Source organism: Neptunomonas phycophila (assembly GCF_001922575.1).
Taxonomy (GTDB): Bacteria; Pseudomonadota; Gammaproteobacteria; order Pseudomonadales; family Balneatricaceae; genus Neptunomonas; species Neptunomonas phycophila.
This window is the reverse complement of the sequence record NZ_MRCI01000001.1, coordinates 2,337,627-2,350,227: the sequence shown is the minus strand read 5'-3', so window position 1 is coordinate 2,350,227 and position 12,601 is coordinate 2,337,627. Positions and strand designations below refer to the sequence as shown.

Below are 12,601 nucleotides of genomic sequence, written 5' to 3'. Positions count from 1 at the left end.
CACAAGTATAACAAGCTTTTGATATCTAGGTGTAAGTCTTATTTATCGTGACTCTTACCTGCCAGCGATCTTAAAAGTTGCTCTTCAATGTAAGCCCAGTCTAGTTTTGTTTGCGAAAGTATTTCCATGCGAGAGTCTCGCCGCCAAGCAATGGGAGTTATGGAAAGCTCGCCAGAAACGTTATTAAAGAAGACTCTATCCTTAGATGTCCTGAAGACACCCTTCAATCTGAGTACTGGGCTAATTGAATTAATTAACGTTAGTAACGCCTCGTAATCAAATATGTCATCGCGGTGAAACACCCAACCGCAGCTATAGATATCATTTGAGAAACCCGTCTTCATAATCGGTTCACCTGGCTCCGTCAGCATCAAGGGCTGCAAAGGAGGCGTAACCAGTAAGCTACGAGTTTGTTCTGCTTCGTGACTTAATGGGAAACTAGCGCTGAATTCGTCGATATGCTGTGTATTTAATACTTCGATAGGTACCTTACCGTATGCCATTTTCAAAATGGCTTGCTTTGGGGGGTACATGTTCTCCGCCAGCTTGAGTGCTTGGTCTAACTGGGTGTCACTGGCTACATCGGTTTTGTTGAGCACAATATAATCAGCTAGGTTGAGCTGGTCTATAAAGGTCTCATGGCTAGTGGTTCTTGGATCATCCATTGCTCGTGGGTCGAGTAAACAAATGACACTATGCAGAGATAGAACCGAGCAAAAGGACTCTCCCTGAATGATATCAATGAGACCCGAGGGGTGTCCCAACCCTGTTGGCTCTATAATAATACGGTCAGGTTGTATTCTTCGGATGAGCATGGCTAGGTTAATTGTTAAGGCTGGCCCTAATGCACAGCACACACAACCGCCGGCAATTTCTTTTATGTGGATATCATCTTGTGTTGGGATAGCTGTTTGGTCCACACCTATTTGTCCAAATTCATTAATGATGACAGCCCACTTTTCGTGGGCAGGCTTTTGGCTTATCAGGTGGTTGATGGCTGTAGTTTTGCCCGTGCCCAGAAAGCCGGTAATGATGTGGGTCGGAATAAGCGGGGTGTTTTGCTGTAATTCACTCGATTGCATGATGGCTCTTTAAAATAGATAACTCAGATGCTGGCTTAAACAAGCACGTGTGTCCTAATTATTATAGCTTTCGGAACAGTGATAACGCTGGCCGATAGCCAGGAAAAGTAAGAGGAAGTGTATTACAGTAATGAAATGTTATAAAGTAACATTTTTGGTGTGCGTTGGTTTGGTGTTAGGTCAGGCCGAGGTAATCGCTAAAAAACCTCGGTAGCCTTTGATTGTTTATCCCGCTTTATTGAGTATATTTTTTTGTGCGGCTAAATACTTTGGCATAGGGCCAACATCTTCGTAAATTTCTTCACCGTCTTCTACTCGAATAACTTTGTCACCTTCGATGTAGGGCATAGTTGCTTCTAATTCGTTCAGTGCTTCATGAAGGAGGGAGGCGATGACTTCGTGCTCGGGGAGTTTATAAATTTGCGAGAGAGCGGTAATGCGGATGAGATCGGATTTAAACAGCGAGATTGATGTCTCTGTTAGGTCATTGGCTTTTGATGCGTTGGTCTCCCACGTATTCAAAAGCTTGGAAAGGCTTTCTTTACCCATCTGAAAACTCCTTTTAAACATGTCTAGTGTTAGTGTAGACCTTGAGCGTTGATTCGTCAGCAAAAAATAGGATTTTCAGGGCGTTAATTGATTCAATCGTTTATATCTAAAAGTTTTCGCTATAGTATGCGTTTCACATTGAGAGTTTGGTATAAGGTTCGTTATGGCATCAGTTTTATTTTTAGTAGGTTCAACATACGGTAATGCACAGCAAGCAGCAGAAGATGCCGCCGATCTATTAGTTAAAAGTGGCCACAGCGCAACGGTTAATGATAGTCCTGAAGCTGATGATCTAATTCTGAGTGATGCAGATATTGTAGTGGTATGCACTGCCACAATTGGCGAAGGAGATATTCCTGATAATTTGCTACCTTTGTATGAAGATGTCTTTGATCAAAAGCCAAGGTTAGATCATATAAAGTACGGGTTAATTGCCTTAGGTGATAGCTCGTATGAGGAGTTTGCAGGGGCAGGGTACTTATTTAAGAATTTGTTACATTCTTTAGGCGCTAAGCCTGTCTTGCCTATGTTAGTTATTGATGCAATAGAAACGCCCGACCCAGAAGAGGCTGTCGCTGATTGGGTAGCCTCCTTAGAAGCCAGCCTTGCTAGTTGATTTAAGGTGACGATCCAACATTGTTGTTAAGCAAGTGAGCTTGTTGAAGCATCCAGGAATTAAGAGCTTCAGCAGGCACAGGGCGGCTGATAAGGTAGCCTTGCAGTTGGTCGCAACCTTCACGTCTTAGAAAAATCTGATGCTCTTTTGATTCCACGCCTTCTGCGCATACACATAAATTAAGGCTGTGTCCTAATGCAATTACGGCACGCGCTATAGCTTCATCGTTTGAATCCGTAGGGATATCTCTGACTAAAGACTGGTCTATCTTAACCTTTTGAATGGGTAGCATCTTCAAATAACTGAGCGATGAATAGCCTGTACCAAAGTCATCAAGGGCTAAGCTAATCCCCATATCTTTAAGTGCATTTAGAACCGGCGTTACTTCATCAGCGTGTTTGACCACAATGTTTTCTACAATCTCTAGCTCTAATTGAGCGGGGCTAATGTCGTATTTTGTCAGCATTTGGCTCACCCAATCTACCAAGCCTTTGGTGAGTATTTGTTGTCCGGCAATATTAACGGCCACTTTAAAATACGGAAAGCCGGCTTTTCGCCATTTGGCGGCTTGTGCGCAGGCTTGTTCGATCACCCAACTACCGACCTTTACCATTAGACCAAGTTCTTCGATGATGGGTAAGAACTCGCCTGGGGACATAAGCCCTTGGGTTGGATGCTCCCACCTTAATAAGGCTTCAACACCCGAGAGCTGGCCTGTCATTGCATCAATTTGAGGTTGATAAAACACACGGAACTGATCTTGAGATAATGCTTGGCGTAGATCGGGTTCTAAACGCATCCACTGTTCGAAAAATTGCGAGTGCTCTTTGCGGTAGCACGCGTATTTGTTACGCCCGCTTTCTTTGGCTTTGTGAACAGCGGTATCAGCATTTTTTATTAGTGTAGTGCTATCAAAGCCATGATCGGGATACAGCGCCATACCTATACTGGCGTTGGCATAGATCTGATGGTCTTTGAGCCGGAAGGGTTGTTCGAGCGTAGAGATAACCGTTGAAGCGATTCTTTCTGCTTCGCCTTGATGGCTACAGGGGCTGATCATAATGGTGAATTCATCTCCACCCACCCGTGCTAGTAACCCTTTATCGCCTAGCGCTTTGCGTACGCGTCGGGATACCTGAATTAAAAGCTGGTCACCTTCTTGATGTCCAAAGGTATCGTTGATGTATTTAAAGCGATCTAAATCGATCATCAAGACTGCAATACGCTGAGAATTACCGGCTTCATTAATCGCGTGATCAAGTAGCTTTTTGAACAGGTCTCTGTTGGGCAAGTCCGTCAATGTATCGTGCTGAGACATATAACGCAGGCGGGCTTCAGACTCTTTTACATTTGAAAGGTCGGCAGCCACGCTCACAAAGTGGGTAATGACGCCGTGTTCATTGTAAACCACTGTGATGTTCAGCCATTGAGGGTAATGCTCGCCTGTGCGGCGCCGCCCCCAAACTTCGCCCTGCCAATAGCCGTCACTGAGTAAGGTCTCAAAAATGGTATTAAATTTCCGCCGGTCGCACGCGCCAGTACTAAAAACAGAGGGCGAACGGCCCAATAGCTCGTGCGCTTTAAAGCCGGTCATCTCACAATAAGCACGGTTTATATTTACAATGCGATTTTTGTTATCCGTTACCATTATGCCTTCACTGGTAGAAGCGAAAGCAATACCGGCTAGTTCTAACTGGGCTTGTGTTTCTTTCTCCTGAGTGACATCTAGCAGGATGCTGTTGATTTTAATCAGTGAACGATTTTCGCCCCACTCCGGTGTGGAGGCTATGTAGATCCATTTTTGATTACCCTGTACATCGGTGAGGCGGCATTCAGCTGTCCATAACTTGTTTTTTGCGTGCGTCGCTCGCCGATAAGCTCTCAGTGTGGACTGTGCATCATGGTGAAGATGATCCCAAACGAGATCGAATTGATTCATCGCATCCTGTGCGCTAATTCCAAACAACGGCTTAATACCATCACTGACGTATGAGAAATAAGGCCTACGTTCCTCATCAAACTCCGTTTGCATGACGACACCCGGTATGGATGAAACAATGTTGGAAAAACGCCTTTCTGAGGCTTGTAAAAATTGAGTGTGCTGATGTTTAGATAAGGCAATGCTAGCTATATGCGCAGCGCTTTCATGGATTCGTGCTTCTAGTGGGGAGGGAAAGCCTAGCGGAGTCCGCAAAATAGTGAAGCTTCCTGATACTTGGTCCGCCGATTCGTATAAAGGATAAGACCAGCAACTTTGTGCTTTTAAACGTTCAAAAAGGGAGTAGCCAGCCTTTTTGGGGCGGTTCGAGGAAGTATGTGATTCAAATTCAGGCGCTTTTACAAAAACCGCACGTCCCCAAGGAGGTGCATTAGGGTCCACACGTTGGTTACGTAGATGGATATGGTATTGAGGTTTAATTGTTGGCGCGCAGAGGAGAGTCATGGACTGGTCTGCATGACTTTTCATAACAAAAACATGTGACTCGGGTATCAGCTTTTCTACTTCGCTGCATAAGCTATGTAGAATGGTTTCAAGTGGTTCGAGCAGCGCTATACGGCTCAAAAGGTCGCGCTGCAATTGCAGTAAGCGATTGAGGTCTTGGGTGCCCGGTTGCTCGTTGCTTACGGGCGGTTGGCCCGTAACCGAGACTAGACTGTTTTTTTCACTTGATAGATCCGATACCGCTTCCATGAGTGCGTACATTTCTCGCAAATGACTAATAAAATGAATAACTCATGTATTAGTTATGATTGTTAAATCAACGCTTTATAAAACCACGCTCTTGTAAGAACGGTAACATGTGAGGGCGAGCCTCTTTTACAAGCATACCCGATATTTGGTCCGTCCAGCCCGTTTCTTTCAAGTTGCTACCGCGGCTTTGGTAATACGTTTTTACATGACTATCGTAATCGGCCAAACGTTCGCGATCTTTAGTATCGTCATAACTATCCTGCTTGAGTACCACAGACAATGGTAAACGAGGTTTAACATCAGGATTCTGATCAGGAGCACCGATGCACATGCCGAACACAGGGTAAACCAAGTCAGGTAAATCAAGGAGCTTGCTAACATCTGCAATCTTATTTCGTAGCCCGCCAATGTAAACGATGCCCAAATCGAGGGACTCTGCTGCTATGGCCACGTTTTGGGCAAAGAGCCCGCAATCAACGGTTGCAGTAATGAATTGCTCTGTGAAGCCACTTTGCATTTGTGCGTCATTCATCTCGCAAGCCAGTTGATGGCGTTTCATATCAGCACAAAAAACGAGGAAGGTCGGTGCTGTTTCAACGTAGCTTTGTCCGCCTGCCATTGTGGCTAATTGCTGGCGTTTTTCTGGGTCATTTACCTGAATGACTGTGCACGCTTGAATAAAGCTTGAAGTGGCTGCCGCTTGTCCTGCTTCTACGAGCTCATTAATAGTCTCTTGAGCGATAGGCTGGTCTTTAAATACACGAATAGAGCGATGAGATTTGAGCAAATCAATAGTGGAGTTCATGTTCTTCCTCGGTTTTACTGCTAATTGATAACACTACGAAATGTTAAATTGATTCGAGGTGTAAATATACGTCGGCTAGCGGGAACAGCGTGTTGCCAAAAGTGCTGTGTGGTTCCTTGCATGATCAATAAAGAGCCATGAGGCAATACGAGTTCTACCTTTGCTATGTCAGTATCGTATTTATGTTTTAGCACAAACTTACGTGCAGTTCCTAATGTAACAGAAGCAATGACCGGGTTGGGCCCTAGCTCGGGTTCATCGTCACTATGCCAACCCATTTTGTCATTACCATGACGGTATTGGTTGAGCAAAACAGAGTTAAATCGATAATTGGTTAGCTCATAAATAAGTGCTTTTATAGCATTAACCTGTGGGTGCCAAGGTTGGGAGTTGAGAATAAGATCTGAATACTGATACCGGATACCAGCGTCACCCTGAAAGTGTTGGAGGCGGGGGATTTTGTGCGTTTTGCCAAAAACACGGATTTCATCTTGCTGCCAAGGGGTATCGTGTAACAGTTGGTTTAAATAGTGATCAGCCTGTGCTGGGGCAAGGAAGTGCGGGTAGAGTAAAAGGTCAGCCTGTTTGTGTTGTATGTGCTGAGGCTCTGCTATTGTATTTTGCTGATCAAACAGCGACGGTGTTGTTGGTTTCATGCTGTGGCCTGTGAGCAATGTTGCGCAATTTTGTATCATAAACACCTTCCTGCCTTTATCAATGGATGCCCAACCTAAGGCGAACTGATATGATGGCTCACATTGTTCGTATGTTTGTTTAACCCTTATTTGATCTTAGGAAATTAGTACATCATGGAGCGTCGTTACCGACTTGTTTTAGCCTGCCCCGATCGCGTTGGCATTGTGGCAATGGTAAGTAACTTTATTTCTAGCCATGGTGGCTCTATATCCGATGCCAATCAGCACTCAGATCCTACAACTGGCTGGTTTTTCATGCGCGTGGAGATTGGAGCAGTAACTCTGCCTTTTTCGTTGGATGAGTTAAGAGAGGCTTTTACGCCTATCGCTCAATCGTTCAATATGACATGGAACATGGCTGATTCGTCTAAGCCTAAACGCGTTATCTTGATGGCGAGTAAAGAGTCTCATTGTTTGGCTGATTTGTTGTATCGCTATTCATCAAAAGAGTTATTTTGTGAGATTCCTTGTGTTATCTCTAATCATGATGATCTGCGCAGCATGGTGGAATGGCATGATATTCCGTACCACCACGTGCCTGTGGATAAAGACAATAAGCAACCGCATTTTGATAAGGTGCAGTCTCTGATCGAGGAGTATGAGGCGGATGCCATTGTGCTCGCACGATATATGCAAATTTTACCGCCTGCGCTATGTGATATTTATCCTTTCCGAATTATTAATATTCATCATAGCTTTTTGCCTTCGTTTGCAGGGGCTAAGCCATACCATCAAGCGCATGAACGCGGTGTCAAATTGATTGGTGCCACTTGTCATTATGTTACGCAAGATTTAGACGCAGGCCCTATTATTGATCAAGACGTAACGCGTATTAGCCATCGAGACTTGCCAGAAGAAATGGTACGTTTAGGGCGTGATGTGGAGAAAACGGTTCTTTCACGTGGTTTGCGTTGGCACTTAGAAGATCGCGTGCTAGTGCATGGCAACAAAACGGTTGTCTTTAACTAGAGTGCGCGCAAAAGAGGATTTAGGCTCGCGCTAAGTGAACAATTTAGCGCGACAGTCGACAAAGCTGAACTAAACTAATAAGGAAAGGAGACAAACTTTCACGTTGCCTCCATGACAAGCAGGAGCGGTATCATGTTAAAATCAGTCAGTGTCCAAGATTACATGGCCACCGGTTTAGTGACCTTTAAACCTGAAACGGAGTTGTTCGAAGCCATTAGTGCTTTATTGCGATATAAAATATCCGGTGCTCCTGTGGTCAATAAAAAAGGTGAGCTAGTCGGCCTTTTGTCAGAAGTAGATTGCTTGCGGGCCATCCTCACCCATACCTACCATGAAGAAGAATGCGGCGGCTCTGTTGCTGATTGTATGACTAAAACTGTTGAAACCATCAATTATGATGCGGATATCGTTGATGTCGCTCGTTTATTTATTGATAAAGGCCGTCGGCGTTTACCTGTGGTTAAAGACGGTAAATTGGTGGGGCAAATCAGTCGTAGTGATGTGTTAAGAGCCTTTGAAGCCTTTGCTGAAAATGAATAGTGTTAAATTAAATGCTCCCTTTCGTTTTTGAAACGCTGGGGGAGTATTATCGTTATGTGGTACATAAATGTCGGTAACAATGCCTGAAAAACCCTTACTTGTTTATCCCTCACTCGCGCGAAAGTTAGGTGTTGAAGCTGCGCTTTTGTTTGGTTTGTGTGAAGACATGCTGGCATGCCCTGCAGCGGCAATCGTTGCTGGCAAGCAGGGACAGGGAATAAGGGAAGTAACTTTGTCGCACACGCAGTGGCTGAAAATGACAGAGTTCTGGGATGTCGATCGAGTTAATGAGTTAGTGGCCGTTATTGTTCGTAATACGGCTATCAGTATCGCCATTGCCAGCGATGGACGAGTGCGAATAGCCGATGCGATAAACAACGTGGTGGAGACACCTGTAGGTACGACTCATGACGAGTCTGGCGTATCAGCCCGTTTTGAAAGTGCTGAGTCTAAGGCTGCCCGAATGGAAGCGGTTGCTAGTGTTCGTCAATTAGATTCTGTGGAGCGCCTAAAAGATACAAAAATTACGGCTGCAGTGCCGAGTGTGGCGGAGCTTCCTGTGTATGATCAACCACCACCGATGCCTCGCCGTCCTTTACCGTCGCGTACTAATGCTAATATCCGTGAACGTGGGCCCGCTCCGGTATTTGGCGGCAGTATTGGCTGGAAACGTCAAAAAGATGATTCACAGCAAGACCGTTTACAACAGTTATTTGAGCAGCATGAAGAGCGAAACCAAAAACTTCACCCTATGTACTTAGGGTGGACTCCTTCTGAGTTGTTTTATTCTATGCTCCCGCGACATCAAATACCGCGCGAGGTAGTTGATACCTGTATAGATGAGTTTATCCTTTACTATATCGACAAAGAGCGTAAAGAAAGTAATTGGGATCAAAAATTCCTCGCGTGGGTCAAACGTGAGTGGGTTCAAAAGCAAACCCGCGAGTCACGCGAACAACGTAAAGAGCAATCTTTCTCAGGTCAATCGAATGAAAACACCCGCAGAGATTCTAAAGAAAACCGAAAACGGGTTACCGCAGCCATCATGGACATCAAAGACACCGATTGGTAGCGAGTCACAAGCATCGGCAACTCCAGAGGTTATTAGCTTAGAAACCAAAGCAATGGTTAATATGATCTTTGCTCGGTTCATGGCTATTTATGGTCACAAATTTAAGAGCTGCTTTGAAACTCAAGATGAAATTCGTATAGCCAAACGAGAGTGGGCATTGAGTTTGACTTCTTATGATGAAAGCCAGCTTGTTCGCGCCGTTGACCGCTGTAAAGAAACTTTAGCTTGGATGCCGACTGTTTCAGAGTTTTTAAAAATCTTAGAAGAAGTCGGTGCTGGAGATGGTATACCTTCCGTACGTGCTGCCTATATAGAAGCTTGTCGCTTTTCACATGACCCGGTAGGTAAGCCGTGGAGCCACCCAGTGGTATATCATGCGGGTAGAGAAACGGGGTGGTTTGCTCTTAAAAGCGAAGAAGAGCGCACCACATTTGGTTTGTTTCGATATCATTATGAATTGGTGTGTCGTCGCTTTAGAGCTGGGGAATCGTTTGATATACCGCAACCTAAAGGCGTAACCGATAACCGCGACGCGACCTTGTATGCTTTTATTAAGCAATGGAGTGAATCCCAGTCGATTACTCAAGAGCAGGCCTCATCGTTGTTATATTATTTAACTAAACCTGAGGGTACGCGAGTTAGGGCCAGTTTAAAGAAACAGGCGATGGAGCAGGCTGCCCGGCTGGGTATTGATGAGCTACCTGATCAAGTGGGGAGCGTCAATTAACTGTATCTCATAGTAAAAAAGGCGAAGCTGTCACAAGCTTCGCCTTTTTTATGGGTGGTATTTATCGTTGATGTTAATGCGTTGTAAACTGGTTGCCAAACATATGACCAATCGCTGCGCTTAGTGCTTCACTTCGTTGCGGCTGTCTAAACTCTCTCAGTATTAATGCCCGCAATGCTGGCATAAACATCAGGTCGGCCAATATGCGAGAAAAACCCGCCTGACCGGCTTCAGACTCCGCTAACTTTTCGAGATACACTTTTAAAATATCAGGGTACTGAAGCGTCAAGAAACAGCGGGTGGCAATGGCTGTTAATACTTCGGCACTATGGGCATATTGAGAATTCAGGGTCGTTAGAATGGCTTGTTGCTTAAGTGCTTCGTCATAAGCTTGCGATAGCGCTCGCAGCAGAGCGGCGATTACGACGGGCTCTTGGTTGTCTTTATCTAAACTGTCACTTAAACGTTGTTGTAGCGCACTGGCTAAGGTGTGGTCGGGTAAGATATGTTCTAGGCAGCCACCTAATGCGCTGAGTACTTCGTTTGGCAGATGCTCGATGGAAAGGGCAAGTGCATGGCTGCTTTGTGTGTCGATCCGCGCCACAACGTCGGCGATACCTTGATATCCTAATCCCTGCCAATTATTCCAGCCTAACTCTCCACAAAAATAAGCGCCCGCTTCACGATAAAAGCCACTCGGGTCGCGCCCAATTGTTGTAGAGGCGATGGCATGGAACATGGCCATTTTTTCTTGATCAGGAGTGAAAGAAAAAGGGTTGTCTTTTAGAGCATCTTTTTCTTCATCTATTGTTTCTTCATTTAACATTTGGGTGATGTTTTGCATCAGCCGTCCTAAAAAATCATCACGAACTGCTTGGACAAGATAACCTTGCTCGTCCAAAGGAAATTTTAGGAACCACACCACGTTTTGCTCTTTGTTTTTAGGGTTCCACAATAACAAAGCCAGCCAAGCATGGTGCAAATATGGCGTCGGGTAGGGGATGCTTCCCTGCTCTAGTTTATTAAATTGGTCGGTAGAGAGTTTGCTGATGCGGCGTCCCATATCAAAGATTCTGAATTGAGCTCCGCTTTCGTTCAGTAGCTCATAAATACTAGAAAAAGACATGTAGGCCTCACCTAATTGCTGTTACGGGGTACCGCTGTTATCGAGCAGCATAATGAATGGGCGGCATTTTACCAGTGATGATGGCTAGGGTCAGCTCTCTCTTAGGCTTACTTCTTGGCTTTATCATTTTTATATACGAAGCCCACTTTTATTGATACAGGTCCGGTTGTGGTGAGTGATTCAGCGTAAGCTGAGGGTATGTTTACTAATGAGATAGTGTGAATGGCTTTACTTAAATCTCTTGTTGGCAGTTTACGCGATTTGGCTCCCATTATTGTAGTTATCGCTTTTTTTCAGCTAATGGTTTTACAGCAAAGTGTACCGGACTTAATGCAATTACTGGTGGGCTTTGTATTAGTTACATTGGGGCTAACCTGCTTTATATACGGCTTAGAGATGGGGTTGTTTCCTATTGGCGGGAGCATGGCATATGCCTTTGCTCAAAAAGGAAGCGTGTTTTGGTTGTTAGTGTTCTCGTTCGCGCTTGGGTTTGGGACAACCGTTGCAGAGCCCGCATTAATCGCCGTATCGGCTGAGGCGGCAGATGTGGCCGCCAACGGAGGGATGATTTCAAATACTGAATCTGAACGTCAGTCTTATGCGAATGGCTTACGCCTGACGGTCGCTTTTTCAGTTGGGTTAGCCATCGTTTTAGGGGTGCTACGTATTTTAAAAGGCTGGTCTATCCAGTACATGATTATGGCGGGCTACTGTCTTGTGGTGGCGATGACTATGGTAGCGCCTCGCGAAATTATTGGTATTGCTTATGATTCGGGCGGTGTGACCACCTCCACAATAACGGTCCCACTGGTGACTGCGCTCGGGGTGGGCTTGGCATCCTGTATTGAGGGGCGTAATCCAATGATTGATGGTTTTGGATTGATTGCGTTTGCCTCATTAACACCCATGATTTTTGTGATGGCATACGGCATGGTGGTGTAAATGGCATTAATGACAGAGTTAGTGAGCACCTTTGCCACCACCGTGCGTGATGTACTGCCTATTGCCTGTATTCTTTTTGGCTTTCAGTTTTTTGTTCTTCGCCGTCCGATACCACAGCTCAAACGGGTGCTCATCGGTTTTTTATTTGTGCTGGTGGGGCTGAGCTTATTTTTGTTAGGGCTTGAGAAAGCTCTATTTCCCATTGGTCGGTTGATGGCAGAGCAGCTCACTGCAGCGGATTTTATTCAGCACTGGCGGCTATCACCTAGTCATCGTGCGTTGCATTGGGCTGATTATTACTGGGTCTATGCGTTCGCATTTGCTATTGGGGCAAGTACAACTATAGCTGAGCCTTCGTTAATAGCTGTGGCGATTAAAGCCAATCAAGTTTCAGCTGGTGCTATTGGTGTGTGGGGGTTGCGTTTGGCGGTAGCGTTAGGCGTTGCATTGGGTATTGCGTTAGGAGCTTGGCGTATTGTGACAGGATACCCGATTCATTGGTTCATTATAGCGGGCTATGTGTGCGTGGTTATACAGACCTGCTTTGCACCTAAATCGATAGTGCCTTTAGCCTATGATTCTGGTGGGGTAACCACGTCAACGGTAACCGTCCCTTTAGTAGCGGCTTTAGGGTTGGGATTAGCTGAAACAGTACCTGGTCGCAGTCCACTTATTGATGGTTTTGGTCTTATTGCGTTTGCTAGTCTTTTTCCCATGATCACTGTCATGGGGTATGCGCAATTAAGTACGTGGCGACAACATAAAGAAAATGACTAAGCTGGATTA

At 45.2% G+C, this 12,601-nt stretch carries 13 protein-coding genes; 7 read left to right on the top strand and 6 right to left on the bottom strand.

The window, feature by feature from the left end; genetic code table 11:
- Positions 1 to 38: 38 nt before the first annotated feature.
- Both BS617_RS10645 and BS617_RS10640 read right to left on the bottom strand, forming a co-directional pair.
- The gene (locus BS617_RS10645; protein WP_075172783.1) at positions 39 to 1,082 is read right to left on the bottom strand and encodes a CobW family GTP-binding protein; all 1,044 of its coding nucleotides are present in this window, start codon (positions 1,080 to 1,082) and stop codon (positions 39 to 41) included.
- A gap of 225 nt (positions 1,083 to 1,307) precedes the next feature.
- On the bottom strand, positions 1,308 to 1,631 hold the full coding sequence (locus tag BS617_RS10640) for a hypothetical protein (RefSeq protein ID WP_075172782.1): 324 nt from the start codon (positions 1,629 to 1,631) through the stop codon (positions 1,308 to 1,310).
- A 163-nt stretch (positions 1,632 to 1,794) separates the two neighbouring features.
- Here BS617_RS10640 and BS617_RS10635 point away from each other — a divergent pair, with 163 nt between their 5' ends.
- Positions 1,795 to 2,247: a flavodoxin domain-containing protein gene (locus tag BS617_RS10635; RefSeq protein ID WP_075172781.1), complete on the top strand. Its 453-nt coding sequence runs from the start codon at positions 1,795 to 1,797 to the stop codon at positions 2,245 to 2,247.
- 1 nt (position 2,248) lies between these two features.
- On the opposite strand, the gene BS617_RS10630 is transcribed toward BS617_RS10635, so the two are convergent.
- The 3 genes from BS617_RS10630 to BS617_RS10620 all read right to left on the bottom strand — a co-directional run bounded on the left by BS617_RS10630 (position 2,249) and on the right by BS617_RS10620 (position 6,439).
- Positions 2,249 to 4,939 (bottom strand): putative bifunctional diguanylate cyclase/phosphodiesterase, encoded by a 2,691-nt coding sequence (locus BS617_RS10630; RefSeq protein ID WP_075172780.1) that lies wholly within the window; start codon positions 4,937 to 4,939, stop codon positions 2,249 to 2,251.
- A gap of 67 nt (positions 4,940 to 5,006) precedes the next feature.
- Positions 5,007 to 5,744 (bottom strand): oxygen-insensitive NADPH nitroreductase, encoded by a 738-nt coding sequence (gene nfsA / locus BS617_RS10625; RefSeq protein WP_075172779.1) that lies wholly within the window; start codon positions 5,742 to 5,744, stop codon positions 5,007 to 5,009.
- Positions 5,745 to 5,764: 20 nt separating this feature from the next.
- The gene (locus BS617_RS10620) at positions 5,765 to 6,439 is read right to left on the bottom strand and encodes an alpha-ketoglutarate-dependent dioxygenase AlkB family protein (protein ID WP_249263596.1); all 675 of its coding nucleotides are present in this window, start codon (positions 6,437 to 6,439) and stop codon (positions 5,765 to 5,767) included.
- Positions 6,440 to 6,553: 114 nt separating this feature from the next.
- Between BS617_RS10620 and purU the strand changes: the two genes are divergently transcribed.
- The 4 genes from purU (at position 6,554) to BS617_RS10600 (ending at position 9,747) form a co-directional block, all read left to right on the top strand.
- A complete protein-coding gene (purU, locus tag BS617_RS10615; protein ID WP_075172778.1) occupies positions 6,554 to 7,408 on the top strand; it encodes a formyltetrahydrofolate deformylase in 855 nt (284 codons plus the stop codon).
- Positions 7,409 to 7,540: 132 nt separating this feature from the next.
- Complete coding sequence (locus BS617_RS10610) at positions 7,541 to 7,948, top strand: CBS domain-containing protein (protein WP_075172777.1); 408 nt, start codon at positions 7,541 to 7,543, stop codon at positions 7,946 to 7,948.
- A gap of 67 nt (positions 7,949 to 8,015) precedes the next feature.
- Positions 8,016 to 9,020 (top strand): DnaT-like ssDNA-binding domain-containing protein, encoded by a 1,005-nt coding sequence (locus BS617_RS10605; RefSeq protein WP_075172776.1) that lies wholly within the window; start codon positions 8,016 to 8,018, stop codon positions 9,018 to 9,020.
- Positions 8,938 to 9,747 (top strand): replication protein P, encoded by an 810-nt coding sequence (locus BS617_RS10600; protein ID WP_249263595.1) that lies wholly within the window; start codon positions 8,938 to 8,940, stop codon positions 9,745 to 9,747. The genes BS617_RS10605 and BS617_RS10600 overlap by 83 nt, the downstream gene beginning before the upstream one ends.
- A gap of 73 nt (positions 9,748 to 9,820) precedes the next feature.
- Here the strand turns inward: BS617_RS10600 and BS617_RS10595 are convergent, their stop codons facing one another.
- A complete protein-coding gene (locus BS617_RS10595) occupies positions 9,821 to 10,873 on the bottom strand; it encodes a DUF3549 family protein (protein ID WP_075172775.1) in 1,053 nt (350 codons plus the stop codon).
- Positions 10,874 to 11,095: 222 nt separating this feature from the next.
- On the opposite strand from BS617_RS10595, the gene BS617_RS10590 reads away from it, so the two are divergent.
- Positions 11,096 to 11,815, top strand: coding sequence for a DUF1538 domain-containing protein (locus BS617_RS10590; protein ID WP_075172774.1), 720 nt, complete (start codon positions 11,096 to 11,098; stop codon positions 11,813 to 11,815).
- Positions 11,816 to 11,824: 9 nt separating this feature from the next.
- Positions 11,825 to 12,592, top strand: a complete 768-nt coding sequence (locus BS617_RS10585) for a DUF1538 domain-containing protein (protein WP_371264552.1) — start codon at positions 11,825 to 11,827, stop codon at positions 12,590 to 12,592.
- The last annotated feature ends 9 nt before the right edge of the window (positions 12,593 to 12,601 follow it).